Source organism: Rhizobium sp. P32RR-XVIII (assembly GCF_012641395.1).
Lineage (GTDB): Bacteria > Pseudomonadota > Alphaproteobacteria > Rhizobiales > Rhizobiaceae > Rhizobium.
The window spans coordinates 1-26831 of the sequence record NZ_JABAIH010000028.1 but is presented as its reverse complement, the minus strand read 5'-3'; the positions used below and the strand labels follow the sequence as shown (position 1 = coordinate 26831).

The following is a 26831-nucleotide window of genomic DNA, read 5'->3' as shown; positions in this document are numbered from 1 at the left end:
CACTACGTCCGGTCAAAAGCCTAGCTATCGGTGACGACCGTGCCGTCGGAGCCCGGCAACTCCTTGAGCTTCATGAGCTGGTCCGCGCAGGCATCGGCCGCATTCGTCACGGTATCGCCGACGCCGGCGATCTTCGCCCAGCCCCCTTCCTTGATGAAGTCGTCGCGTTCCCAGGACGACTTCGCCTGCAGGGCCTTGAGGTTCTGTTCGGCATCGCTCGCCGTGACGAAGTTATGGACGCAGACTCTCGCCACGAGTTCGGCCTTGGCATCCTTGACAGCGATGTCGCGCATCACCCGCGCTCGTCCGGCGGTCGTCCATCCTCCCCATGTAAAGCCGACCACCATGGTCAATGCCGCCGCGCCGATGATCGACCAGCCCCAAAGTGTCTTGGATGGCCGGTAATCCGACCAGCCCCCTTCGCCATTAAGCATATCCGTTCTCCTCCGGTTATGTCATAATATGATACAAAATCAGATCCGCAGATCAATCATGCTGCGATCAAGAAACGGTGATCCTCGTCACGCGAGTTCAGTCACCTGGCGAAGCCGCGAAAGGGATTCCGCCAGCAACGGCTCGTTTACGAGCATGCCCTTCACGTGAACCTTTGCCAAAGATTCGAGGACGTCCGCGCCCTTCGGCGTCAGACCAATCAGGACGCTTCGCCTATCGTCTTCCGCGGGTATCCGCTCAGCCAGTCCTGCCGCGCACATCCGGTCTACGAGCTGGACGGCACCGTTATGGTGCATGAGCATCTGCTCGGCGAGGTCACGGATCCTGACCTGGCGGTCCGGTGTCGTCCTGACGACGAGCAGGGCCTGATACTGCTGCGAGGTCACGCCCGCCTCGGCAAGCGCCGCTTCGCTGAATGCCAGGAAGCGTCGCATCGCCAGCCGAAATCCCGCGAGTCCGTCGTAGACGTCGTCATTCAGCGCCGAGGAACCGCGTGCTGATCGAGGCATTCAAATAATCCTTTTCATGTATCATGGCGTGAGGTGCTTGGCAGCCACGCTGGGGAAGGTCGCAAGCGCTGCACCCGCCGCGTGGACGACAGACGGTCACACCGGCGGTTGCAGCGCTTGCGAACCATAGTCGCATCGAGTTGGCAGAATGACTGTGCCTATTTCGTGACTTAGAGGAATAATCCGCGTCAAGCTGAGAAGACTGCTCGCTTACATGGTCGTTGAGACGAACAGGTTCGGCGTACGTCATGAGGCGGACGACACCTAAACCGTGTTCGACGTCTTCACCGGACGGCCGGCCGACAATATCGGACTGATTCTGGAAAACCTGGACGAAGGAATGGCTGCTTCACTTTGCACGGGGCGAACGCCTTGGAAGCATTGCAGACGGCTCGCGAACCAGCAGGGTCAGCGGACTGAGACGGTGGATGGGAGTTACAGGAGCAACGGAAATGCAATCGGTGCTGCAAACCCGCGTCGGAAGACGACGCCCGCGAGGGCAATTGTGGTTGAAATGCGGCGATTCCTCTGCCATTCTGCGTCAATGATGGATATTCGATCGCCAAGATATCACGTCAATGCCAGCAGGCGGGCTTTGCAGTGTACGTCTGTATTCAACGACGCGTTTGAGGTCTTTGATTGGTAAGGCCGTGCTTGCCGGCAGGAGAGACGAAGAAGCCGCACTTCAAATCGCTGACTTGGCGGATGACTACATTTTATACCTGACATCAAAGCTACCCCGCAAGCCGAGGGCCGCCAATACTACCTGTTGTTTGGCCAAGCCGGGAAAGCCGTAAGGGTCGGAGGAGACAATGGTTCGCGGGATGCGGCACTCGGCACTGTTAAGCATTGGCATGTTAGTGTTCGTTTTAATCGCCGGACTGCTCGCTCTACTGATGCTCTTGAAGAGCTTTGGTCCACTCGGATTGGCAACTGCAGCGTATCCGGAGATTCCGCTTGTCCAAGCGACGGTCACTAGCGCACAGTCCTAAAGGATCGCAGAGGCTTGGCTGGTTTGCGATCGAACAGTTTGATCGCCATTTGCTGCCGAGGGCTGAATGGGAAGGCGATCAAACACCCAGGTAACCACCACGTCTGGGCCAATTGGGCAATTTCCGCTTCACTCAATGCGGACGGCTTCTTCCATGTCAGGTGTTTCGCGTGCATAAATGAGATTGGGCGCGACGATCCATTCGCTGGTTTTAAGCAGTCCGACATTGAGACGGCCGTTGGAATCGCGAAGCGCCAATCCCACAAATCGATAGGAATACCCGTCGCTGTCGCGGACCCGTTCCCGCACGAGCTTGCTGCCAATCCTGCAGGCCACGCTGCCCTCGTACACGACGCGATCCAGCATGAAATACTCGAACGGAAATCTAGCACTGATCGTCGTCATTACCGACCGCTTCTCCGACACCCACTTGCCGGCTAACCATCAATTTGTGATATGTGTACCACAGGTGAATAATGAAAGCTGACGATCCAAACCGTTCCGTTCCTCCGTCTCGAAACCACAAGTCGGCCGATTTCCGGGAGCCCAAAGATCGATGGGGGAGGGGCGAACACTACAGACTCGGTCGTTCGCCGACTTTCCGCTGTAGGTTCGCCACATGCTCAGTGGACGGCATAGGCTGGAAGCCGGAAATCATCCTGCAATTGGCGCCCGAGCAGCAAATCAGCGATAAACGGTAAGACCATGAGGGAACTCAAGCAATTGCGCAGCGCAATGCCAAATCCAGTTTTTGGAACGAACGACGACGCAAAACGGCTCGCTGTCTTCTGCTTGTCCTGCAAGAACGGCATCAGTCGCAATTGATAGTGCGCCAGACCGGCCGAGGCGTTGTCTCTTGCATGTGCGAGCTCGCCGGCAAGCACATAGGCTTCGGTCATCGCCAAACCCGACCCTTCGCCGGCCAGTAGCGACACACAGGCTCCTGAGTCGCCGACCAAGACGGTGCGGCCCTTTATCCAACTGTCCATTCGGATCTGGCTGACGCGATCGAAATAGATATCCCCCACTCCTTCCATGGCTTTCAATATGTGCTGACATTCCCAGCCGACGTCGCCGAAGACATCGTGCAGAGCCGCTTTGCGCCCATCATCGGTCATGGGTAGGCGATCGCCAGGATTAGGGTCGCGGTATACGAACAGAAAGAGCGTCTTGTCATCTCGCATCGAAAATCGCGAGACTTGTCTGCCCGGTTCTGCATAACTGACATAGGTCAATTCGTCGCGCGGCCGATATCCCGGCAGCTCGAATGCGGCCGCCTTGTAGCCAAGATAGAACTCGAATTGCTCCTCTCGGCCGAAGCGCAGTTCACGGACGCGCGAATGAAGCCCGTCGGCCCCAACTACGAGGTCGAACCTTCGGCTGGGGTGATGGTCAAAGCCCACATGCAAGCCACGGGCACCGTCGTCGATGGTGGTTATGCTATCTCCGAATATCGTTTCAACCTTGCCATCGATCGTTGCGTAAATGGCGGACGCAAGGTCGCTTCTCGTCAAGCTGACGAAACGGTGACTGAGTGTGCGCTTAATCACCTCCGTGGAGAAACTACCTCGCCGCCGGCCGTCACTGCCGACGAAGCGCACTTCCTCGACGCCATAGCCGCTTTCCCGAAGACGAGGAACGATCCCCATCATCGTTGCCACATCGTATCCATGGCCCCAGAAGTCAACGATATACCCGCCGGATCGCGGTCCTGCGGCGTGCTCGATCAGCACGGGCTCATGGCCGTAGCGATAGAGCCAATAAGCCAATGTCGATCCGGCGATGCCCGTGCCGTTGATCGCAACTTTCATCGTCATGTCCTTGTCGCGACGCAAAGCGGGCAGCCGGTTCGGCGCCCCTCAGCCTCTCGTCTTGCGCAGGTTGCATCTCTCCAGTCGATTGAGACTGCTCCGATACAAAATACAAACGCCCTACCTTTCTCTTCTTATATCATGCCAGGATATTTGTTTCGGAAAAATATTGGTGACTCTGAACCTGGATGAATGCGCGGATAAAATTCCACTTTTCTGTCGCGACTCGGAAATTATGGAATTTAATTCGACGCGTGAGCCGTTTCGCCGTGGTTACGTACAATTTCCTTTATTTGTATCATGCGATGATATTCTTTGTTTGCGCCGGAGCGTTGGTGCGGGGATCGGAGAGTATTCGGACTCTGATCTTTGATGTCGTCGTTTACGAGGTGGTTCCAATGCGACGGATTGATTTCGGGTGTGCGCATGCAAGCATCCGATTGAGAACGGCGCAGCCGATGGCAACCTCGGTCTGTTGCGCTCCGAAGGTTCGTGCGCGCAATCGGCCACCGATGATCGCCTTGTAGCGACCGATCGCGGCCTCGACCAGCGAACGCTTGCCGTAGCCAGTCGCAGTCTGCCACTTCATTCGTCCGTCCGCGTGTTGATCGCCGCGATATGTTGGTCTCGTTGAGTAGGCGGCTCGGTGTCCGGCCTTTCCACCGCGTTGGCGCGGGGCGGAATGACAACGGCAGCATCGGCGCCGTGCTTGACGACGGCGTCGTAAGTCGGGTTACCGTCATAGGCTCCATCGGCCGTGAACTGACCGATCTGAGCGTCGATCTGGTCGAGTAGCGGCTCCACCTGCGAGGCATCACCAGCGTCTTGGTCGGTCATGACATGGGCGATGATCTCGCCGCTGTCGGCATCCGGCGCCAGATGCAACTCCCGCCAACTGCGACGAGATCTGGCACCGCGCTTCTCCTCCAACCACTGGCCCGCGCCGTAGACTTCAAGCCTGGTGCTGTCGATGAGGACGTGCACCGGCCCTTCTGCTGAAACGGAGCCCTCGCCGTCTGCCAAATGATCGACCCCTCCGTGCCCGTCGGCTCAGCGTCGTGTGATCGGGGACGGCGAGATCCAGTCCCATCAGTTTCAGCACCGATGCCAGCAAACCCTCCGTCCGGCGCAGCCGCAAGCCGAACACCAGGCCCAGCGTCAGAGCGGTCTCGATTGCAAGATCCGAATAGCGCGGTTGACCGCCGCGCGTCGTCCGCTTGGCGCCCCCACGACGACAAAGCTTCCGCGGTTATCCACAGCGTCAGGCTGCCACGCCGGCGAAGGCCTGCCTCGTACTCTGCCCAGTTCGTCACCTTGAACTTCATCTTGCCAATGCGATGGCGGCGAGCGGCATTGTGTTTGAAAGGCATCGTTGCAAAAAACCAGTTATTGCACCTGCCGCTCATCTACGCCAACGCAATTAACGATCCGCGCACCAAGGTCGCTTGCATGCGCTTTTTGCATCGATCGCATCGGACGGCGCACCTGGGCTATCGTCTCCTTCCTCGTCGGCGCCATCCTGCTCGCAGCCCTGGCCGCCGGCGGCGAAAGTAGCCCGTGGTCGCTCATTACTGGCCACGCTTGCTTATGGCGTCGTTGGCTCCGTAAATGCCGTGCTCTACCTCTACACGCCGGAAATCTACCCAACGCGCATGCGTGCGGTCGGAACGGCTCTTGCCACATCGTGGCTGCGCATCGCCTCCGCCGTCGGCTCGGCCACGGTCGGCTAGATGGTCGGCGCGCAGGGCATCAATTCCGTCTTCATCATGTTCGGGATCGTCGCCGTTATCGGCGCGCTTGCTGCACGCTTTCCCATCCCGGCGAGTTCGTGGTCGTCGTCAGGTCGTTGTTGCCGACGATCAGGTTCTTTCGGCCGTTCAGCCTCGCAAGCAGCTCGGTACAGTCGTCTGCTCTTGCCGACATGAAGTCTCCCAGATGCCAGACCTCGTCGTGGGGCCCGACGCCTCGTTCCAGTTCCGGATCAGGCATCGTCGTGTTCGACCATGTTGAAGAACGGACGTCTGTCGAGGCGAAGGACGCGCTGGTCGCCGAAATGGGTATCGCTGGTGAAATGGATCATCTTTAATAACTGGCGCTGGCGTTCGAACGTCGGTGCGAGGATGCGTCATGAAGGATACGGGCGCCTAGACGACTTCGAGCGGAAGCAACGGTGGAACGGGAAACCGGATATCGACAGCGTCGCCGGGGACGACGACACCGCCCTTGAGCACCTTCCGGGCTCCGCGCGAAATCGAAGGCCGCAGAGGTGGAGAGCGGAAGGTCGATCCGAATACGCCGGCGGTCGCTTTCGCCTCGATCGCCGACATTTGCCACACGCCTCGGCGTTGATATCGGCGCTACATCCGGAGTCAAACCTCGGAAACCGGCCGGCATCAAAAAGGTAGGCACTCCCATCCAGTCCTGGGGTGGCCGCGAACTGCTCGCACGAGCGGCCCGCTATCAAATTGGCACTCGGTCACTTTGTGCCGAGGCCAATATTGACTGGGCTTTTCAGGATGGCCAAACCGTCATCGCCTGCCCGTTCGCGGACCATGCGATCGAGCGTCTGGCGAATGACTCCGCGCTCGCCTTCGCTCAACGCGAGGCTGCCAAGCACTTCCTCGACAATCGGATTGCTCCATACTATCCAATCCCATAGCTCAGCGCCCGACTTGAACGCCGTGTTCTCCGTGATCGTCTCGACTTTGACGTCCGCGAGTCTGACCTTCGCAAGTTCGCGGGCAAGCCGCTCCGGATCGCTGAGCTGAAAAGCCAGCGGCGGCGGGTCCACGGGCGGACCATTGAAGTCCGGACGGACCGACCGCACGGCCCCAACAAAGAAAGCGAGGAAGTCGATCCGGTGCGGATCGCCGTAAGCGACCATCAAAACCCGGCCTTCCGGTTTGACGACGCGAGCCATCTCCCGAATGCCTTTCGGCATGTCGGGAAACAGCATGACTCCGAACTGAGACCCCGCCATATCGAAGCTGTCGTCGTCGAGGGCGAGCGCGTGGCCGTCCATCACGCGGGTGCCGATGTCGAGAGCCTCCCCGACGGCGCGGTCTCGGAGTAGCCGGAGCATCACGGGCGACTGGTCGACGGCGACCACCTCGGCGCCAGAGTGCGCCGCAGGAATGCTGAGCGCACCACTGCCTGACGCCACGTCCAGAAAGCGCATCCCGGCCTGGAGGCCGGCCTTTCGTAGCGCCTCGGCCCCGAGCCACATCTGCGTTTCGGTGTTCGTGCGATCGTACCCCGGGGCGATCCGGTTCCAGGCTTTCCGCGTGTCCGGGGCAGCTGCGCTGGCGGCCGGCTCCGCTTCTGCGAGCGCGCCGCGAAGCGCCTCCACGAATGCTTCAGGCTGCTCGATCGGCGGATCGTCGGCGGCACCATCGATGACATGGAGCGGCCAGCCGTAACGGGCGCTTGCTGCCTCGGCGATCGGCAACGGACTGGCGAGATCGTGCCGCCCCCAGATCAGGACGGTCGGGACGCGGATGCGGTCCAATTCCTGCGGCGGAATTGCCGAAAACCCGAACTGCTCCATCAGGCTATGCTGGGTCGGCTTCAGCTCCGGCGCCTGCGCGCGATTGAGATTGTAGGCGCGCAGATGATCCCAGCTCTCGCCCATGCGATCGCGCAGCGCCTCGAGGTCGAAGGCGCACCGCTGCCAGAGCCGATCATGGTTTTGCTGACTCGGCTCCATGAGGAACGCGGAGAGCGCGGCCCCGAATTCAGGCGCCGGCTGAAACGCCGCGAGGCCGAGCGCGTCCGACAGCACCAGGCAGCAAAGCTTGTTTCCGTGCTTGGCGGCAAAGCGAGCGGCAATTGCGGCGCCAAGAATTTGGCCGACAAGAATGGGCGGTGTCGGGCAGGTGCGTTCGATGAGTTCGCCCAGCCACGCGAGAACATGACCGGGATGGACCGGACCCTCGATAGTCCCCGACGTGCCGTGGCCCGGCAGATCGGGCGCGATCACGTGATGTGTTCTCACAAGTTCCGGGAGAATTCGCAGCCACTTTGCTGCATATTCTCCTGGGCCGTGTAACAGCACAATCGGTGGTCCTGCACCGCCTTCCAGTACCGCGGTGGAGATGCCGGCCAGTTCGAGCCGCCACTCGGTGATCGGCAGCCCGGCGAGCAGCCGATTGCGGGCGGCTTCTCCAGATATGCGGTTCGATTCAATTGTTGTCGGGATGCCGGTGTAACCTTCAATGTTCGCCATCTTGGCCTCCTTTTTCATCTCACATGTCTATTTCCGCGCGGCCCCGTCCTCATGCCCACCTGAAGCGACATGGAGCGGTCCGCCGCAAACTCCTGCCACTGCACGCAGACGTCCCGCTCAAGCGCATCGCGTTTTGCTTGGCCTGCTTGAACGACCGCTTCGGCGAGCGACTCCATTTTTCCCTAGGCGCCGGAGGGTGTGTCCCGCCGGATGCTTGCCGGGCCGGCTTGGATCCGCGCCAGGGAGAGCCCGAACCAGACGACCCACAGGCACATCACGATCGCGCCCACCAGCCAACCGGGGCGCCAAACGGCAGACGCAGCCAGCTCCCAAGCACCCGTCGGAGCACGGAAGGCGGCCCCGCAACGGTGAGCGGTGCGCGCCGCCCGATGCGGCGTGACGCTTGGGACACCCGCGCCTCGTTGGCGGCGATCACGGTGAACGCCAGAGCCATGGCGGCAAAGCCGTTGGCCTTGCCTTCTGCGAACATCCACCAGGACATCGGCCGTTCTGTTCATTTGGGTGCCGAGCTCGGGAGAAATCGGACCGTGAGATAGAAGCGACATGGCCATGATGATCGATGCGATCGCGAGCCACCTCCCAGTGACTCGCACCTCCGACGTCGGTATGTGACATGGCTTGCTCCTTTCATTGTGGCCCGATGTTCGGAGCGCGATCACCGAGTCCATCCCGCGATCTGTGGGCAAGCTGCGCCGAGGCGCCGCGCATCCGTGGCCGATCGGTTTCAGGTACAAGCTACGGCGGAAAGGAGGGCAGCGCTTCGGGCGAACCACCCAATCGGCGCCGATGACGGTATGGGTGATTCCACCCATGCCAGGCACGCTCAGACCAGGCGGTGCTCGTAAGCCCAGGCGGCGGCGGCGGTGCGAGTGGGGACGTCAAGCTTGTTGAAAATATTGCTGACGTGCCTGTCCACTGTCTTCCCGCTCAAATGCAGTTCGTTAGCGATTTCCTTGTTGGTTTTGCCAGCAGCGATCAGGCGGAGAACTTGCAGCTCGCGGGCAGAGAGGCCGCGAGCTTCGTCCGACCGCATGTCAAGCAGGGCATCGACGCGAGAAACGTCCGGCGTGGCACCGAGTTGCTGGAACACTGTCCGGGCTGCCTCCAACTCCAGTGCCGCACCGTCGTTGTCACTGAGGGCGCGGCAAGCCTGGCCCATCATGACGCGTACGCGCGCTGCTTCGTACGGCGCATCGACGTGCTGCCACCCCTCGATTGCCTGGCGCAGCCAAGCCACCGCAGCCTGCGCTTCGCCTTCTGCCAATTCCACCGCTCCCCGCGCGTTGGCAGCAAGGGCGCGCAGTAACTCGTTTCCGTAGCCTTCCGCAACATCCTCGAGTTCGCGGCAGGCACAACGTGCTTCCTCGATCTCGTCAGCCGCCAGCATGATCTCGACGTGGGCAGGCAGCAGCCGAATGCGCCTCACTTGGTCGGTCGTCGCACCCATGACGCGCCGGATTGCGGCCACAGCCGCATCAATATGCCTTTTGGCCAACCGCAACAGGGCAAGGCCCGGCTGCGGTTCGAAGCCATATTGGCTCGCGCTCCGATACGCTTGCTCGGCCGCGTCAAAGTCTCCGCGGAGGCGGTGTACTTCCGCCAGCTGGTACCACGCCGCACCGGTATCTTTCCGATTATTTGACTGCGTCAAACGCTCAACGGCCCGCTGCGCTTCGTCGGTTGCGTCCTGCCATGCGCCGCTGAGCCGCTTGATCTCAGCGCGATGCATCAGGCAGGTGCCGCTAAAACTGATCAGCTGGGGCTGTTCCGAGCACCATCTCCCCAGAGCGGAAGTCCATTCGCGTGCGCGGCCCAGGGCATGGACTTGCTGACACGCTTCGATCACGCTGCAGTAGATCAAGCCGGTGAGGAGTGGCGACAATTCACCGGCCGTGACCGACACCATCGCCTCGTCGAGAAGCGCGAAACCTTCCGTGGTCCGCCGCTGACGCAACAGAACACGGCCCTGCAAGTGCCGTGCGCAGGCCAAGAGATCCGCGTCCGCAAAGCGCTCACCGATCTCGACTGCGCCGTTGGCCGCAGCGTAGGCCGCCTCAAGATTGCCCGCAGCAAGATGCTGTTCGACTTCGGGCAGCATCAGGTAACCCTGTTCGGCACAATCATGTGGCTCGCGTTCGAGCAGTCGATGCGCCCGTCCAAACCAGCCGGCCGCCTGAGCCACCTCCCCGCGAAAGACAAGGCGCAGGCCCAGCCAGAAGGCGCAGCGAGTGGCGCGATGACACTCGCCAGCGTCGAGATATGCATGATGGGTTCGCTCCAGGGCCCGCAGGTACTCCTCGTCGCGCCCGCTCAAATAGGCCGACATCGCTAGCCGTTCGAGGTCGTCGACTGCGAGCGAAGTCGCTGCACTTGCGCGCGAGAGGAACCGATAGGCGTCGTCCCACGCCCTGTCCCCGTAAGCCTCACGACCGAGCACGAGCTGCTCCGCCTCCTCCAAAGAGCCGCTGTTGAATTGCTGTCGATCTGACCTGCCCATCCGCATTGGTTCCGGAGACGAACATCAATGGCTGCTTTGGAGCCAAGGTGCAGTATAGCATGCTCGAATGCGAATGACCGGAAGGCATTTAAAGCGCTCTGAATGGGAACGTCCCGGACGACAGCAATGGGTCGATACTGTTGTAGTCGGCGGTTGATCGCCTTGTGCCGTCGTGATTCACTCTCGTTACCGCTTCGAGAGGAAAGCGCACCGATGATGGGGATAACCCTTTGCAACACAACCCCGCATCTTCATCTTAGTCGAGCATCCATATGCGGGCATAAGCTTGAATTGTTAACGGCAGGCGGCCCGGGGCAAAGGTGATCTGCTCGAGGCGCGCCTGCCGATACGTCTAGCTGAAGCCAGTCACTCCTCGGGAAACGCCCGCATCATCTGGTCGGTGAACGGCTTAGCCAGATAGGAGAGTGCGCTACGCTCCTCGTCTGGACGTAAACTTCAACAGGCATGTCGGGAATGAGTTTCCTCGATCCGAGCAGTAAGAGATCGGAGGGTGTGATGGTGGCGAGATAATAAGGGCGGCCAGTGGCGCGATCGGTTGCTGTCGCGGCGGCAACCATGTCTACGGTACCATGAAACTCCGGGGTCGTCCGCTGATTAAAGGCCGTGAAGCGCATGCGGGCGGACTGGCCTGGCGCGAGTTCGGCGCTCGATTTCCCACTTCATCGCTTCCCGAAGCGCTCGCTCTCGGATTTCGTCTTCTGTTCTGCCGTGCCCGACCATCTTGAGCGCGAGCCAATCTTCGTTTTTGATCGTGTCTCTCAACCACTCCAACGCCTCCGTCGGAACACGCTCCTCAATCAGTTCCCGCGCGCGCTCCCGTGTTGGGCGGCGGTTCAGATCCTTGACCAGACGATTCCACGAAGGACGAAGTTTTGGCCCGCGGCCCGGATAAAAGTCCGGTTCAAGGCCGCGTTCTCGCGCCCAGGGCTCAGGCCCAAGATCATAGTCCGGGAGAGGCGTTCTGCGATCCTGGCGGAAATTATTTCCGCATCTCGGAAGTCGGGAAGCAACGGCGATTTCCGGAAACAGCGCCAGCCCAGCGGAGAACAGGCCAAGTAGTCGAAGCACAGTTTGTGCCGCCGGATCGTTTCGCCGCCGTCTTGCAACATTGCGGCCAACGAGTCCGCGCATGTTCGCAGCCGCCGTTCCGTTCCCTCGGCCAACCGCGCCGTACGGCCTGATTCTGACCTTCAATATGTGGACACAGGCGATTTTCGAGGAAATCACGGCCTTGGACGTGGCCGCACAGAAAGGCACGCCTCCCTCCGGATGCCTGAGCTGGGCCAGTTCGCGCCATGCGGCGTCGCGTTGGGTACCGATTTCGGCAAGGCTGCGCTCCATACTCCGACGCTTGTTCCACCGCACGCCGCGCCGTATCGGCGGCGCTGGCGCGCTCGGCGGCCGTCGCCTCCTGTTCCCGGAGCCGGAACATCTCTGCCTCGACAGACTGCCGGATTCGATCCTGAATCTTCGATTTCCGGAAACCATCCCACAGAGAGCGCAGCAGGCTGGGCAGCCGTTGAATCCTTGCCGCTGCCTTCTGGACACGTTCGCCCTCTGCCCGGACGCGCGCCATCATGCGCGCCGCTGTTCGGCAACTGCCCGATCCTGCGCGGCCAGCGCGGCGGCGGTCGCTTCCTTCGCCGCTTCCATCTGGCGCGCTGATGTGGCCTTTTCGGCATCCGCCTCGGGACGTAGTTTGGTGGTATCCGCTTTTGCGCTTGCCACCAGAGTTTCAGTTTCAGTCTTGGTCCGGGCGACGTAGGACTCGACCTTCCATTGGACAAGGTCCCCCCGATCGAGGGAGGCGCGCAGCGGGAGTTGTCACATTGTCGAGCGGAGAACGAACGACCGCTCTGCTGCCTGAGATCAGGCAATGGCACCCGTCACTGGTCCAGTCGCTAACCTCTTCCATCTGCACCGCAAACATCTGACGCCTCCGATCACCGAGAATGCCGTGCCGCTGCCATGACAGCCTGGCGCGACATCACCTTATCGGCTGCCGCATAGCGATCGCTACCTGTCCGCACTATACCCTCTTCAGATTAAGGCAACGCCACCGTCGTCTCCTATGAAACGATCCGCAGGTGGGTCCGGAAATTCGGTCCGGCTTATGCCAAGCAACTGCGCCGCAAGACGCCTTCCCGCAGGGACATCTGGCATCTGGACGAGGCGGTGATTTCCATCGCGGGCCGAAAGCACCGGCTCTGGCGCGCCGTCGATCAGGATGGGTACGTTCTCGACGAGATTGTCCAGAACCGCCGCAAGCCAAGGCCGCCATGCGGTCGCTGATCAGGCTGCTGAAGAAGCAGGGTCTCACGCCGAAGCGTATCGTCGCCGACAAACTGCGCTCATACGGCGCAGCAAAGCGCGAAGTCATGCCGGATGTCGAACATCGATCTCACAAAGGTCTTCTCTGGTTGCCGCCCTTGATGCAAGTAGTTTCTGACTTTATGAGCGTGTGATCGAGTGCGGTCTTCTGAGCACTCTTCTCCCGTTGGAACTCAAGGACGCCAAGAGATCAGTTCTCCGAGCCTCTCCGGCCACAAGCCCCTGCCGTCCTTCACGGCGATCGGAAGCGCATCACTCTGCCGGACCAGCAGCGCTTGGTGGATGATGGATTCGAGCGGCTCCGGTTGGCCGCACTTCGACTGACCATGGACGGCTAGCTCGCCAGTAATCCTGACTTTGTCGCCTGAGACAATAATGACGTGCCCGGGATAAATCGGGGCGGTCTGGTCATTCAAAAGATCGAATTTATGCATGTGGCTCTCCCTGGACAGTGCTGTCGGCGTCAGCGGCCGTTTCCGGAAACAGTTCGGAACGGACCTCCGCTACGGTTTTCCCTGCCGCCCGGAGCGCCAGGATCCTTTCGATGGTGGCGTAGGACTTCGGATCGTTCCGGTGCGTCGCCGAACGCCTGCACCACTCGTCGAGGATGAGGCTAATGGCGACGTTTTCCTGGGCGTCCGTAAGCGGCATTTGCGGACGTCGAAAGAGTGCTGGGCTTACCAGCCCCAAAAGCTTCAGACTGATCGCGGACAATGTCATGCCATGATATTAGTGGATTTTAGACTGCAAGGAAACCACAAGTGTCAGGCGAGGCAGGATAGCGCGTAGTTTGGGATGGAATATATCCGACGGAGGTCGCTCCACGCACCTTAGTCGAAGTCGAACGATACCCAGCCGAGGCGGGTTTCCTCGTAGACGCCTTGCGTCGGCACCAGTGTAGCAGGTTCGCTGAAGCATCCCAAAGCGACAGCGACCAATCCTTTCCTGAACTCCGGCTTCCAAAAAACGGTCGATCCGCACGTGGGGCAGAAGTGGAACTCGATCGATTGCCCGCTGTCGCCGGAGCGGACGTAGCCGCTCGACACTCCTGATATCTCCACCTGCTCTTTGTTGAAGAACACCGCCACTCCGAACGCACTGCCGGTGCGGCGTTGGCAGGCCCGGCAATGGCAGGCGGAAATTTTGACGGGTTCTCCTTCAGCGACGATTGAAAGCTCTCCGCATGAACAGGACGCCGATCGCCTCATTGCTCGCTCCTCATGGAATTGGTCTGTGCGAGGGTTCGAAACGAACCTCACTCAAACCACTGCTGTCATGTCTAGTCCAGCTTTGAATTTCAAAACTAACCCTATTCCTTTTCGGCTGCACGACGCATGCGGATCGCCGCCGCGATAAACACGCGTGAAAGGCCGTGATAGAGCGGCTCTCGCGACAGGATGCGCGAAGTCACGTAGCCGATCATCGACACCGCCATGATCGGTATCACCGCCTGGTGGTCGCCGGTCATCTCAAGGATGATGACGAAGGCCGTCATCGGCGCCTGCACGACGCCCGCGAAATAACCGGCCATGCCGAGGATCGCCGCCAGCGCGATGCTGGTGCCGAAAAGTGATCCGACCGTGCTGCCGAAACCTGCGCCGACGGCGAGCGAGGGGGCGAAGATGCCGCCCGGAATGCCCGACAGCATCGACAGGAAGCTGGCGGCCAGCTTCTCGACGAAGAACATGAGCGGCAGCGCATGGCCTTCGACGGCACTGCGCGCCTGCTCGTAACCGGTCCCGAACGTGTTGCCGCCGGAGGCAACGCCGATGATGCCGACGGCAAGCCCGCAGATGCCGGCGAGCGCCAGGATGCGCGGCAACGGTTGCGGCTGGGCCCAGCGGCGGATCTTCTGGCCGAAATGCAGCGCAAAGCCGCTGAAGGCGGCGCCCAACATGCCGCCGCCGATGCCGCAGACGAGCACTAGGCCCCAGTCGCGCAGCTGCGTGGGTGCCGCCGATGCCGTGCCAAAATAATTGTAGCTGCCGGACAAGCCGAGTGCTGCGAGGCCTGAGAGGATGACGGCCGTCAGCACCAGGCCGTTGGCGCGAGCCTCGTAGGTACGGCTCATTTCCTCGATGGCAAAGACGATGCCGGCAAGCGGTGTGTTGAACGCGGCTGCGATGCCGGCGGCAGAACCCGCGAGGATAAGGCCACGCGCCTGCGCCATGCCGCTGAGCCGTGCCACTGCCAGCATGATCGAGGCACCGACCTGCACGGTCGGTCCTTCGCGGCCGATCGAGGCGCCGGAAAAGAGCCCGAGCACAGTCAGCACGATCTTGCCGAAGGCGATCTTCATAGACAGAAGCCGGGTGCGGTCCTCTTCCTCGCGCAGGTGGCGCGCCGCGATCGCCTGTGGAATGCCGCTGCCCTGCGAATTCGGAAACAGCCTCGCCGCCAGATAGGCCGACAGCATTAAACCAAGCGGCGCCAGGACCAGCGGCAGCAGAAAGGCGCAGTCACCGGAGGAGGTAACAGAGCCGAATGCCTTCTGCGCCAAGTCGGCAAGCTTGGCGAAGCCGACGCTGATGACGCCGATTGCCAGCGCCCCGCACCAGAACACCAAGCGCGGCCGCCAGAGCGAAAACGATCCCCAAAGGACGCGGGAACGGCGAAGCAGCCTGGAATAGCGGTACGGAATGGGCATGACGGACTCGAAACGTGTGGGGTCGGTAAATCTTCTAACGGCAAAAGAGGCGGAAGAGCATCCCCCAATTTTCGAACAAGCCGATGTGGACAGGATGGCACCCCGCAGAAGCAAGGATGGCAGATATCCTGTGCATTCTGAACAGGATCGCCGGTCCATGGGCCTGGCGACGGGCAGCCGACTGCGCCATCTCCTCGCCCGGGGAACTTGGAAGAATTGCGCGCGCAGCGGTTCGAGGCTGGTCTTCTAGGATTGCCGCCGTTACGGCGGCAGCGCCGGCGACCTACGAGGCGAGGGAACCGGCAATACTTCTGATCTTTACATTAACTGGTCCGGCGAGCGAGGTGTGAACACCTCCTGTTTGCGTTGTGATCAGGCGCTTCAGTTACCTCCTCGTCGGATGGGTCGTCATCTACCGGTCCAACGTCACACGTGTGGCAGCGCGACTGTACCGACTAACAGAGGTGTCGTCATGAGAGCAATCATTATGAGCACTAGCGCCGCGGCGATGATCAAGGCCACGGTTTTTGACATTCAGCTATTAAACCCGTTTGGTATGGGAAATCTTTCACGATTACGCTATTGAGCAAATAGGGCGTGTGCTGCGTGCGCCGCGGGCTTCCCGAAATCGACGGAGACTGAGATCAACCCTCCAAGAGGAGCGCGAACCCATGTCCTTGCCGATCTCGACCGGCCGCATTCAATCCACACTCCGTAGATTTCTGGACAATGAAGCGGCTGGCGGTCTCGTCCTGATGGCTGCAGCGGCGCTGGCGCTTGACGTGGCAAACTCACCACTTGCCGATGCCTATTTTCACGCGCTGCATGTTCACATCGGTCCGCTGAGCTTGCTGCATTGGATCAACGACGCCTTGATGGCCGTCTTCTTCCTGCTGGTCGGTCTCGAGATCAAGCGTGAGATGCTCGACGGCCAGCTTTCCACCTGGAGCCGCCGGATTCTCCCAGGAGCGGCAGCCGCAGGCGGCATGTTGATGCCGGCGCTCATCTACGTCGCGTTCAACCTTGGCAATCCTGCGAGCCTGCGTGGATGGGCGATCCCCACGGCCACCGACATCGCGTTCGCACTTGGCGTGTTATCGCTATTCGGAAATCGCGTGCCAGCCTCGTTGAAGATCTTCCTGGCAGCACTCGCCATCATCGACGACCTTGGTGCCGTCGTCGTCATCGCGATCTTCTACACCAGCGACCTAAACTTGATGGCGCTCTCCGGCGCAGCCGTGGTTCTTGCAGCGTTGTTTGCAATCAACCGAGCAGGCGTCACCAGGCTCCTGGTTTATCTCGCGCTCGGCGTGGCCCTGTGGGTGCTTGTCTTTGCGTCCGGCATTCACGCGACGCTCGCAGGCGTGATGCTGGCGCTCTCGATCCCGATCAGGACGACGCCCGGCAGGCCGGAGGCAAGCGACGAGGAATCCCTGCTGCACCGCCTCGAGCATCTCCTCAACCGCCCGGTTGCGTTCATGATCGTGCCAATCTTCGGCTTCGCCAATGCGGGCGTCTCGCTCGCCGGCGCATCGGTCGCGACGCTTGTCGATCCTCATACGCTTGGCGTCGCCACGGGACTGTTCGTCGGAAAGCTTTTTGGTGTCCTTGCCGTCGTGGCGATCCTTGTGAAGCTGAAATGGGCGCAGCTTCCGGCGACCGCAAACTGGACACAGATGACCGGTGTGGCTCTTCTCTGCGGCATCGGCTTTACGATGAGCCTGTTCATCGGATTGCTCGCCTTCGACGATCCCTCCATCCAGGACAAGGTGAAGATCGGCATTCTGCTGGGCTCGGCCATTTCCGGTGTGGTCGGGTCGGCAGTGCTTCTGGCAAGCCGAAGGAAGCCAGCCGCCAGGACGGTCTGATGGATTGCTTTTGCAGGGCCGAGGGCTATTTCCCTTCGTCTTGAAAGGGGGATGCATGAATTCGCGCCTGATTTGGTCCTTTACAGTTCTGGCGCGGCGAATATGGTTCAGGGCAACCCTGTTTTCCATCGCCGCGGTCGCTACTGCGCTCGTGGCGATCGTCGTAACCCCCTATATTCCGGCTGACCTTTCCACAAAGATCGGCGCGAATTCCGTCGACAAGATCCTCGGCATTATCGCCTCCAGCATGCTGACCGTGACGACATTCTCGCTCAGCACTATGGTCTCGGCGTTTTCCGCCGCGACGACCAATGTCACACCACGGGCGACCCGTCTCGTCATGGAAGACAGCACCACTCAGAACGTGCTGGCGACCTTCGTCGGATCGTTTCTCTTCAGCCTGGTCGGCATCATTGCACTGACAACGGGCGCCTATGGAGAGCAGGGTAGGCTTGTGCTCTTCCTTGTCACTATAGGCGTGATCGTTCTGATCGTCGTGACCCTCCTGCGCTGGATCGATCACCTCTCAAGGCTCGGGCGCGTCACCGAGACCACGCGCCGCGTTGAAGACGCGACCCTCAAGGCTGTCAAGGCGTGGCAGGAGGCGCCTAATCTCGGCGGGCGGCCGCTCGACGGGAAAGATAAAATACCGGGCTCACGCGATACGCCGTTCTTCAGCGATCGTGTGGGCTATGTCCAGCACGTTGATGCAGGTGCGCTTTCGAAGATCGCAGATGAGCTGGAATGTGAGATTGTCGTGACGGCTATCCCCGGCAAGCTCGTGTCGCCAGGCGCGCCGCTCGGATGGCTGCGCATCAGATGCGACCTTAAAGTCCTCGAGAAGGTTAAAGCCTGTTTCACCATCGAAGACGTCAGATCCTTCGACCAGGATCCGCGCTTTGGCGCCGCTGTCCTTGCGGAGATTGCATCCCGCGCCTTGTCTCCTGCAGTCAACGATCCCGGAACGGCGATCGACGTGATTTCCCGTACGATACGCATCCTGCATGCATGGCAAGACGGCGCAGATCACATGAAGCCCGACGACATTCGTCATCCGAGGCTGCGTGTTGCTTCCATCGAGGTCGCCGATCTCTTCGACGATTTGTTCACGCCCATCGCGCGCGATGGGGCCTCGCTTATCGAAGTCGGATTGCTGTTGCAGAAGGCCTTCGCGGCCCTGGCTGAGTTTGGGCCAGAATATCGGAAGAACGCTATCCGACATTCAAAGGACGCGCTCGACCGCGCGGCCGCGGTGATGCAAGTCGACACCGACCTCACTCTGCTTCGAGCAACGGCAATCGCCCGCTCAAACGGCGGCGCGAGGAGTTGAACATCAAAAGCGGAAGCCCACCTGTTCTTAGAGGAGGCAGAGCATGGAGCAGTCGGAACCACAGGATGCGATGAAGATGCTGTCCCGCGCCGTCCAGCGATGGCACCGCGACTACGAAGTCAAACACGACGATCATGCCTCCCATGTCGTCCGCCACGCTGTCATCGCGTTGTTCAACGACGGCTATCGCTCGGAGGGCGACATCGCCACCCTGCTGATCGGGACATATGTTGGGCTGAGTTCGACGAAGGTCAACGCGTTGACGTCATCAAGCGTGCACTGAAAGCGCGCATCTGATTAATGCGAGAACCAACCCGCCAAGCCAAGGCTGATGACGACGATTTGGGCGAGCGCGATCAATGCGAGCGCGGCCAACACGACGTAGACGCGCCTTCGGCTCCAGTGCTTCATTCGCAAATTCCTGTCGGCGGGCTTCTAGCCCACAGCCTTATTGTTTTTCAAGACACGCTTCGCCACCCGCCCCAACGTCACCCCCTGGACCAGGATCGTGAAGACGACGACGAAATAAGTCGCCGCAAGAAGCACGGGTTTCCAGTCGGTTTCGGGAAGTGATAGGGCCAGTGCAATGGAAATGCCGCCTCGCAGGCCGCCCCACACGAGCACCGTGACAGTTCCGCGCTGGAAGCTGTACCAACGTCTGAGCGTTGCGACTGCCGAGGCCGTCGCAGCCAGTCTGGCGCCGACCGCGACCGGGATCGCCAGCAGCGACAAGGGTAGGTAGGACGCGTCGAAGCGGAGAACAAGCACCTCAAGTCCGATCAGCAGGAAGAGGATCGAGTTGAGTATCTGATCAACAAGCGTCCAGAAGCCAAAGAGGTAGCGTTGCGTCAGATCGCTTAAGGCGTCCTTCGGGCCGCGATTGCCGACAAGGATGCCGGCAACGACGACGGAAATGGGGCCGCTCATGTGGAGAGCCGTTGCAAGCGAGTAGCATCCCATCGCAAGGGCGATCGAGATCAGGACTTCAACCGGATAGTCGTCTATGGCGCGCATCGCGCGGTACGCAGCATAGCCGCAAACGAGCCCCAGCAGCCCTCCGCCCACCGCTTCGAGCAGAAACAGCTTGGCCACATCGGCCGATCCGACCTCCTCGCCGCCGCCTGCTGATGCAACGGCCAGCAGCGTGGTGAACAGGACGACCCCGACGCCGTCGTTGAACAAGGATTCGCCCGCCATATCGGTTTCCAGCTCGATGGGCACCTTGACGGCCTTCAGCGTCGCCAGCACCGCGACGGGATCGGTGGGACTAATGAGCGCGCCAAAGACCAGCGCCCAGATGAACGGAAGTGGCATCCCGCCGAGCTGTGCCAACCCCCAGATGGCCGCGCCGACGAGCGCCGTCGAAATGATCGTACCGGCGACAGCCATGGAGCCCACGACAGCAAGTCGTGACCGCAGTGCCGTAAAGTCGACGTGCAGCGAGCCGGCAAAGAGAAGGAAAGCCAGCATGCCGTTCATGACCGTCGTCTGGAAGTCCACCTGCTTCACGAGGTTGGCGAGTTGCTCATAGAGCGCCACAGTCGGCAACGCAAGTTCGAGCGTGATGAGCAGCGTTGAGGAGGCCAGCCCCATGACAAGAATGCCGATGGATGGGGGGAGCCTCAGATAGCGCTGATTAGTCCATGAGAAGCCGGCGGTAAGGGTAAGCAGCAAGGCAATGAGATCGAAAACGGACAAAAAAATACCTCTCCGACACCCTTTGGTTAGGAAGTCTTCACGCGTCAAATCACCGTTTGAAGGCCGAGTTCAACGACGCGACCTGTTGGAAGTCCGAAATAGTCCGTTGCATTCCCGGCGTTCTGGGCAAGCATGATGAACAGCCGGTCCTGCCAGAACGGCATGCCGCCCTTCTTCGAGGGAAGGATAGTCCGGCGCGACAGAAAGAACGACGTCGACATGATATCAAACTTCAGGCCGAGCTTGCGAACAAGCACAAGGGCGCGTGGGATGTTCGGTGTCTCCATGTAGCCAAACGTGATGATCAACCGACTGAACAGCGGGTTGAAGCTTTCCAGAAAAATCTTCTCACTGTCCGAAACGAACGGCGTTGTTGCCGTAACCACGCTCAGGATCACGTTCTGTTCGTGGAGAACCTTGTAGTGCTTGAGACTGTGGAGAAGGGCGGTCGGAGCGCCTTCGACGTCACTCGTCAGGAAGATCGCTGTGCCTGGAACGGTTGGCGGCTTCTTCTGCGCAAGCTTGTCAATGATGGCATCCAAAGAAATCTCGTCCCGTTTCGTGCGGGCGGCGAGCAGGCGCCGACCCGACATCCACGTCTGCATGACGAGGCCCATGGTGCACGCAACCGCCACCGGCACCCAGCCGCCATCGGCGAACTTGGCAACGTTGGCGACGAAGAAGCCGGCGTCGATGAAAACCAGCGGGATTACGACGGCTGCCGCCGCCGCTGCCGTCCAGTTCCAGATGCGGAGCATGACCACGTAGAGAAGCACGGACGTGATGAGCATCTCGCCGGTGACGGCGATGCCGTAAGCTGCGGAAAGGCCGCTCGAATTGCGGAAATAAAGCACAAGCACGGCGACGAAGATGAAGAGCAGGAAGTTCACCTGCGGCATGAAGATTTGGCCGGAATGGGTTTCCGATGTGTGTAGAATCTGCAGGCGTGGCAACAGGTTCAAATGCATGGCCTGCCTGACGAGTGAATAGGCGCCCGAGATCACCGCCTGACTGGCGATCACGGTCGCCGCTGTCGCCAGGCAGATCATTGGGATTTTCGCCCAGTCTGGATGCATGCCGAAGAAAGGATGGGCGGCCATGTGGGGATTTGAGAGCACGAAGGCCCCTTGTCCAAAGTAGTTGAGCAGTAGGCAGGGAAAGACGAGCGCAAACCAGGCAGTGACGATCGGCCGCCTGCCAAAATGACCAAGGTCGACATAGAGCGCTTCTGCCCCTGTGACAGCGAGGAAGACCGCACCAAGGACGGTGATGGTGATGCCGATATTGTTCGCCGCATAATGGAGGGCATGGATAGGGTTGATCGCCCACAGGATCGCCGGATCGTCGAGAATGTGGAAGCCTCCGCTGATGCCAAGCACCAGAAACCAGAGCGCCATGACGGGACCGAAGACAGCGGCCACGCCTCCTGTGCCAAGACGCTGGACGAAGAAGAGAACAGCTATGATCGTGAGAGTGATAGGGACGATCCAGGCAGACAGAGCTGGTGCGACGACCTGGATGCCTTCGACGGCAGACAAAACCGAGATCGCCGGTGTGATGATCGCATCGCCGAGAAAGAGTGAGGCGCCAGCCACGCCCAAAACGAGCACCCATACCGGCCTACCTGCTAAACTCTCCCGCGCGAGCGTCATGAGAGAGAGCGTTCCGCCTTCACCCCGATTATCCGCCTTCAGCACGAATGTGATATATTTCACTGTCACGACAATGGTCAGCGCCCAGACGATCAGTGACAGGATTCCGAGGACGGTGTCCCGGTGCGACCCGCTTCCGGCCGTCGCATGCAGAGCTTCCCGAAACGCGTAGAGCGGACTTGTTCCTATATCACCGTAGACGACACCCAGCGCTGCGAGAACGAGAGACGGCAAGCCACTGTGGGTCTCATGTTCTAGCTCTGGATCTTCGGATCGCAATCGCGCGTGGGTCACTGGCGGCTCGCAGCTTGGAAGGAAGAAGGCGTTCGAATATGCTGGCAGGAAGACAGACCGTCAGAGAAGCAGTGCCATGACGAATGCGTTTAACGATTCGAAGCAATCACGGGTTCCAAGGAACAAGGTGGCCCAGCCTTTCGGGCCAAAGACTTTGCTCGTCCAGAACGCCGATTGGCAAGGCGTCTCGCTGTCGCACGAGCATCGCCATATGAACGGATCGGCTTCTAGTGTCTTCTGCCCATGGCGCCTGGTCTCCCAGCCTCTTTTCCGGCAGCTTAAGTAAACCAGGATTCATTTTTGGGCCTTCGGAAAGGCACGCATCTGTTCGAGTGTTGTCGGCTTCAGCGTCAGATCAACGTTGTGAGGTGGCAGGACCTGTGCACGGCGTAAGGTATTCGATCCGGCGTGTTTGGCTGCTGACGAGTGGGCTTCAAGTTTTCTGTCAGTAATTGCGGTTGGTCGAAATTTCATCAATTATCTCCTCGCACACAGGGATTAAAATCCGGCTCCGTTTGTCCGTTAACGGGCTAGGAAGCCAACAGGGAGCCCCGCTCGGATTGGAGCCTGGCAACGGGGATCAGGTCCCGCAGAAAGTCCTCGCACCATTGCGAGACATCGTGGGTGAGCAGATGGTCCATCATGCGGCTCCAGCGTTCGCGGCGTTCCTCAATAGACATCGTCAGCGCTTTGGTCAGCGCATTAGCAGTACCTTCGACATCGTAGGGGTTGATCAGCAGGGCACCTTTCGACTCGCGTGCGGCACCTGCAAAGCGTGAGAGCACGAGCACGCCTGGATGATCGGGGTCCTGGGCTGCGACATATTCCTTGGCGACAAGATTCATGCCGTCGCGCAGGGGCGTCACGAGGCCAATCGTCGCCAGCCGATAAAGCCCCGCCAGAACGTTGCGACCGATCGACCGGTTAATGTAGCGGATCGGAACCCAGTCGACCGTTCCCACTGCACCGTTCACGCGACCGGCCTGCTCGGCGACCATCTTCTGCATTTGCTCATATTCAGGAACCTCCGATCGCGATTTCGGCGTGATCTGTAGATAGGTCACCTTATTCTGAAAGCCTGGATTGCTGTTGATGAAGCGCTCAAAAGCATCCAGGCGCTGGATGATGCCTTTCGAATAGTCGAGCCTGTCGACGCCAATGATCATATCTCGGCCTTCAACGCTCTGCCGCGCCTTCCGCACCATGATGTTGGTTGCGGCCTTTCGAGCGAGCTCTGCAAACTCTGCAGTTTCAATTCCGATCGGGTAGGCTCCCGCCCTGAAGCTGCGTCCATGTGAATCGAACAGCCCGTTTCCGAGGTCGTCTCCAATTCCCTCGCGCCGGAGGTAGCCGGCAAAGTTCTGCAGGTCATAGTCAGTCTGGAAGCCGAGGAGATCGTAGTGCGATAGCCCACGCATGATTTCTTCGTGCACGGGCATCGTGACCAGGATGTCGGCCGACGGCCAAGGAATATGCAGGAAGAAGCCAATCCGGTTCTTCAGCCCCATTTGGCGCAGTTCGGCAGCGAGTGGAATCAGATGGTAGTCATGCACCCAGATGATGTCGTCGGGCTCGATCAGCGGCGCGAGCTTATGGGCAAAGAAACGGTTGACGCGAAAATATCCGGCCATTTCCTTGTGGCCATATTCGGCGAGGTCGAGCCGGTAATGGCAGATCGGCCAGAGAACGCGATTTGCGAAACCGTGGTAATATTCCTCGACGTCCGTATCGGTGAGGTCCGTCAAAGCATAAGCGATCTTGCCTTTCTGCAATTGAGACAGCGGGCCTGGCTCCTTGTCTCCACTGGAGTTGCCAGACCAGCCCATCCAGATGCCACCCCGTTCCTGCAAGGCCGCCTGCAATGCGACCGCCAGGCCACCTGCGGGTGCATCGCCATCTTTCGCAGGCATAGGGACACGATTGGAAACGACGACAAGACGGCTCATGAAGTATCCTCTAATGAAAATGGAATATGAAAACGCTATTCGACGAGCGTTCTGAGAAGCCTCCGAAGGTCGACCGGGGAGGAGATGCCGTAATGGGCGGATGTTTCCGCTGACAGCGGCGCGATGCGAATTGACTTGCCCCCTCGGGCATTCGCGACCCGGAACATCGCTTCGTCGGTCAGGTCGTCGCCGATCACGGCGGGGCGGCGGCCGCTGAAAGGGGCGCATGCGAGAAAAGACTCGACTGCGTTTCCCTTATTGGCACCCGCTGGTCGAAGTTCGCTGACCATCTTGCCGTGCTGCAAGACCCAATCCGGAGCAATGATTGCAGCACAACGGTTCATCATTGCCTCAACATCGCGCCGGCGTAGCGGCGAGAGTCGGTAGTGAACCGCAATTGCCGCTCCCTTGTCCTCGACAAGCACGCCAGGCCATTCCCCCGCCTCATTGACGATGGCGCGTTTTAACGCGTCAAATTCGGAAGACACGGAGACGCTCTGGAGCGGCCCTTCGGGATGACGCCACTCCGCACCGTGCAAGCCTGCGACAGGAAACTGAAAGGTGGCAAAGAGGGTATCGACAAACGCAACGCTACGTCCGGTTACCAGCGCTAATGCGCCGCCGAGATTGTGCGAGAGCAACTCGAGATCTGCCGGCAGACCATGTGGTACGACGATTGTAGTCGGAGTTTCCGCCAGGTCGAGCAGCGTGCCGTCAATGTCGCAGAAGACTGCCCATTCGAACGGATACGCAGCAAGTTCATGGAGAGGAAACAAAGAGGACCAGCGATCCTTTCCTCGGGCTTGATAGGCCATGTCTCGGAATCATCCTCGGCGTTGCCAAGCGCGGCGCGGGAACATAGAATTTTCTCGGATTTAACACATTCCTGCCGGAATTAAAAGATTTTTCTACGGCCTTTCATTAGTGGGATGTTCTTACTTGCCCGACCGTAGTTGCGGGAATTTTTTTCTAAACCCGCCATGATCCTTAGGGCTGTATTATGCGGACCTATGATCTCTTTGAGACCCCGAAGAGAATTACGGCATCGTTGCCGTCGGAAATAAAGCGGGTCCGCATGGACGAACTGCCACTTGAATCTTCATTCCATCGCGCATTGCTGTGGCGTCAGAGGACCGCCCGCCCATCGCCGTCGTTGTCGATCTCGGCGCCGGATTGGTTAATGCCTTTGCGGTCGGCGGGGAGGGTCAGTCTTAACCGCGACATCGCCGATATCCGAAACGCTCAAGAGCGCACACAGAAGGTTCTCGACGACACTCAGCAGCAGGTGTCGCAAATTCCACCCCTATCATTCCAGGTGACGAGAGCTCTTGAGGCGACGGCGGAAAACAAGAAGGGGATCGAGGCGGCTAACGCGCGCGTCGATCGCGTGGTGGAATCCCTCGGGGGGAAACTCGACACCGCAATCGAGAGCATCAACAAGGTCGCGACCCGCGTCGAGGTGTTGAGCAGGAAGCTCGACGATGCTCAGGAGCGAGCGAAAAAGACCATGTTCAGGACGCCAATCGTTCGGCCTTAGCGGCGGCGAGGGCTCGTCCAAACTTGCCAAATGGTGAGCCCTCGCACAGTCGGCCGCAAGGGAGATCTCGGAAAAACCCTCGCGGCATGGGAGTCATGTTCCGCTGAGCTGCATGATTAGCGCCGAGGCTCCCAGGTGCTGATCTGCCGATAGCACCTCATTGACCTAGGGTGCCTCTCTCGAATCTCAATCCTCCCGGTTGGCAACGGTTAGCGCTTCGGCGCGGGCCGAGCGAAATGGAGAAGTGGAGTACGTTGGTACGACAAGGGCTCGTCTGTGTTGCAACGAGGGCGAGCCCTGTCGCATCCCACCGCGCCGGACAGTTTGGACCTGCCGGGGCTGCCATGGCCGGGCGGAGCGGTGGGTTAGCTGCGGTGGTTAGCGCAACCGCGTCCAAAAACTACAGCTCCAGCGAAGCCCGCTCGTCAATAATCAATTAGAGTTGTGCCAACTCCCCTATCCGGGACCGAGGGGCCCGCCGTCGATCGCGAGCGTCAGATGAAACGTCGAACAACGCTGCCAATTTGCCGATAACTACGGTAATGAATTCAAGCATGGCCAGCCCCACAACCGCCCACATCCACCAGCTCGGCTCGCGCGGCTCTCCCCTGCTCTCTGGCATCATTTTTCTGCACCAATCGTTCTTATGGGCGGACCGCCCCCTCTAGGTGACGGGCAAGCCATTCGAGAAGCCGGGCGGCCTCGCTTTCGGACATCTTGACGATCAGCCCGCGCTGATCGACACCCTGATTGGCTATGTGGTAGGAGGAATAGTCGCTCGCGCCGGATTTCCAAACGTGATCGGACCGTCGGAGGAAGTGTGGGTTCACCTTAGCGACCGTTGCCATGAAACATGACCCTCCTCACTTAGCGGCAGCTTGACGCCAATCGTTTGGCATCCTTGCCGTGCCATTCTTCATAGCACGGCAAGCGAACCCCGGGTACTCCTTGTCTACTCGAACCGTACGTCGCATCCCATTCGACCCACGACCGCACCCCT

23 protein-coding genes and 3 pseudogenes are annotated in these 26831 nt (G+C 60.0%); 5 read left to right on the top strand and 21 right to left on the bottom strand.

The annotated features are described in order from the left end of the window. Positions 1 to 20: 20 nt before the first annotated feature. The 12 genes and pseudogenes from HGP14_RS32635 to HGP14_RS32570 all read right to left on the bottom strand — a co-directional run bounded on the left by HGP14_RS32635 (position 21) and on the right by HGP14_RS32570 (position 12256). On the bottom strand, positions 21 to 434 hold the full coding sequence (locus HGP14_RS32635) for a hypothetical protein (RefSeq protein ID WP_168833954.1): 414 nt from the start codon (positions 432 to 434) through the stop codon (positions 21 to 23). 87 nt (positions 435 to 521) lie between these two features. Next, entirely contained in the window at positions 522 to 962 is a 441-nt protein-coding gene (locus tag HGP14_RS32630; protein WP_168833953.1) for a MarR family winged helix-turn-helix transcriptional regulator, read from the bottom strand. A gap of 1120 nt (positions 963 to 2082) precedes the next feature. Beyond that, the gene (locus HGP14_RS32625; protein ID WP_168833952.1) at positions 2083 to 2358 is read right to left on the bottom strand and encodes a hypothetical protein; all 276 of its coding nucleotides are present in this window, start codon (positions 2356 to 2358) and stop codon (positions 2083 to 2085) included. Positions 2359 to 2576: 218 nt separating this feature from the next. Next, entirely contained in the window at positions 2577 to 3764 is a 1188-nt protein-coding gene (locus HGP14_RS32620) for an FAD-binding domain (protein WP_168833951.1), read from the bottom strand. A 382-nt stretch (positions 3765 to 4146) separates the two neighbouring features. Continuing rightward, positions 4147 to 5134: pseudogene (locus tag HGP14_RS32615) on the bottom strand (IS5 family transposase). 430 nt (positions 5135 to 5564) lie between these two features. Beyond that, positions 5565 to 5844, bottom strand: a pseudogene (locus HGP14_RS32605) (hydrolase); the annotation flags it as partial. Positions 5845 to 5908: 64 nt separating this feature from the next. After that, positions 5909 to 6091, bottom strand: a complete 183-nt coding sequence (locus HGP14_RS36015; RefSeq protein WP_246704723.1) for a hypothetical protein — start codon at positions 6089 to 6091, stop codon at positions 5909 to 5911. 149 nt (positions 6092 to 6240) lie between these two features. After that, on the bottom strand, positions 6241 to 7989 hold the full coding sequence (locus tag HGP14_RS35325; protein ID WP_205927432.1) for an alpha/beta fold hydrolase: 1749 nt from the start codon (positions 7987 to 7989) through the stop codon (positions 6241 to 6243). A gap of 274 nt (positions 7990 to 8263) precedes the next feature. Next, complete coding sequence (locus HGP14_RS32585) at positions 8264 to 8491, bottom strand: hypothetical protein (protein WP_168833950.1); 228 nt, start codon at positions 8489 to 8491, stop codon at positions 8264 to 8266. A 342-nt stretch (positions 8492 to 8833) separates the two neighbouring features. After that, entirely contained in the window at positions 8834 to 10507 is a 1674-nt protein-coding gene (locus HGP14_RS36365) for a helix-turn-helix transcriptional regulator (RefSeq protein ID WP_168833949.1), read from the bottom strand. Positions 10508 to 10896: 389 nt separating this feature from the next. Continuing rightward, positions 10897 to 11142, bottom strand: coding sequence for an HlyD family secretion protein (locus tag HGP14_RS32575; RefSeq protein ID WP_246704722.1), 246 nt, complete (start codon positions 11140 to 11142; stop codon positions 10897 to 10899). Between the two features lie 961 nt (positions 11143 to 12103). Beyond that, a complete protein-coding gene (locus tag HGP14_RS32570) occupies positions 12104 to 12256 on the bottom strand; it encodes a hypothetical protein (RefSeq protein ID WP_168833948.1) in 153 nt (50 codons plus the stop codon). Between the two features lie 333 nt (positions 12257 to 12589). On the opposite strand from HGP14_RS32570, the pseudogene HGP14_RS32565 reads away from it, so the two are divergent. Then, a pseudogene (locus tag HGP14_RS32565) lies at positions 12590 to 12942 on the top strand (IS6 family transposase); the annotation flags it as partial. A 90-nt stretch (positions 12943 to 13032) separates the two neighbouring features. Here the strand turns inward: HGP14_RS32565 and HGP14_RS32560 are convergent. The 4 genes from HGP14_RS32560 to HGP14_RS32545 form a co-directional block, all read right to left on the bottom strand. Further along, positions 13033 to 13293 carry a hypothetical protein gene (locus HGP14_RS32560; protein ID WP_168833935.1) on the bottom strand — a complete coding sequence of 87 codons (261 nt, stop codon included), beginning with the start codon at positions 13291 to 13293 and terminating at the stop codon, positions 13033 to 13035. Beyond that, positions 13286 to 13510 (bottom strand): hypothetical protein, encoded by a 225-nt coding sequence (locus tag HGP14_RS32555; protein WP_246704721.1) that lies wholly within the window; start codon positions 13508 to 13510, stop codon positions 13286 to 13288. Before HGP14_RS32555 ends, HGP14_RS32560 begins: the two co-directional genes overlap by 8 nt. 179 nt (positions 13511 to 13689) lie before the next feature. Then, the gene (locus tag HGP14_RS32550) at positions 13690 to 14067 is read right to left on the bottom strand and encodes a GFA family protein (RefSeq protein ID WP_168833946.1); all 378 of its coding nucleotides are present in this window, start codon (positions 14065 to 14067) and stop codon (positions 13690 to 13692) included. 101 nt (positions 14068 to 14168) lie between these two features. Continuing rightward, complete coding sequence (locus HGP14_RS32545) at positions 14169 to 15506, bottom strand: chloride channel protein (RefSeq protein WP_168833945.1); 1338 nt, start codon at positions 15504 to 15506, stop codon at positions 14169 to 14171. A gap of 671 nt (positions 15507 to 16177) precedes the next feature. Here HGP14_RS32545 and nhaA point away from each other — a divergent pair. From nhaA to HGP14_RS32530, 3 genes are read left to right on the top strand one after another with little or no spacing between them, the layout of a single operon-like run. Continuing rightward, entirely contained in the window at positions 16178 to 17374 is a 1197-nt protein-coding gene (nhaA, locus tag HGP14_RS32540) for a Na+/H+ antiporter NhaA (protein WP_168833944.1), read from the top strand. Positions 17375 to 17429: 55 nt separating this feature from the next. Further along, the gene (locus tag HGP14_RS32535; RefSeq protein WP_168833943.1) at positions 17430 to 18704 is read left to right on the top strand and encodes a DUF2254 domain-containing protein; all 1275 of its coding nucleotides are present in this window, start codon (positions 17430 to 17432) and stop codon (positions 18702 to 18704) included. A gap of 43 nt (positions 18705 to 18747) precedes the next feature. Further along, positions 18748 to 18987, top strand: a complete 240-nt coding sequence (locus HGP14_RS32530; RefSeq protein ID WP_168833942.1) for a hypothetical protein — start codon at positions 18748 to 18750, stop codon at positions 18985 to 18987. A gap of 152 nt (positions 18988 to 19139) precedes the next feature. Here the strand turns inward: HGP14_RS32530 and HGP14_RS32525 are convergent, their stop codons facing one another. The 4 genes from HGP14_RS32525 to otsB form a co-directional block, all read right to left on the bottom strand. After that, complete coding sequence (locus tag HGP14_RS32525) at positions 19140 to 20402, bottom strand: sodium:proton antiporter (RefSeq protein ID WP_168833941.1); 1263 nt, start codon at positions 20400 to 20402, stop codon at positions 19140 to 19142. 44 nt (positions 20403 to 20446) lie between these two features. Continuing rightward, entirely contained in the window at positions 20447 to 22348 is a 1902-nt protein-coding gene (locus tag HGP14_RS32520) for a potassium transporter Kup (RefSeq protein WP_168833940.1), read from the bottom strand. 530 nt (positions 22349 to 22878) lie between these two features. Beyond that, entirely contained in the window at positions 22879 to 24294 is a 1416-nt protein-coding gene (gene otsA / locus HGP14_RS32515; RefSeq protein ID WP_168833939.1) for an alpha,alpha-trehalose-phosphate synthase (UDP-forming), read from the bottom strand. A gap of 35 nt (positions 24295 to 24329) precedes the next feature. Beyond that, on the bottom strand, positions 24330 to 25109 hold the full coding sequence (gene otsB, locus HGP14_RS32510; protein ID WP_168833938.1) for a trehalose-phosphatase: 780 nt from the start codon (positions 25107 to 25109) through the stop codon (positions 24330 to 24332). Positions 25110 to 25474: 365 nt separating this feature from the next. On the opposite strand from otsB, the gene HGP14_RS32505 reads away from it, so the two are divergent. After that, entirely contained in the window at positions 25475 to 25831 is a 357-nt protein-coding gene (locus tag HGP14_RS32505) for a hypothetical protein (protein WP_168833937.1), read from the top strand. 644 nt (positions 25832 to 26475) lie between these two features. On the opposite strand, the gene HGP14_RS32500 is transcribed toward HGP14_RS32505, so the two are convergent. After that, positions 26476 to 26679 (bottom strand): hypothetical protein, encoded by a 204-nt coding sequence (locus HGP14_RS32500; protein WP_168833936.1) that lies wholly within the window; start codon positions 26677 to 26679, stop codon positions 26476 to 26478. Between the last annotated feature and the right edge of the window lie 152 nt (positions 26680 to 26831).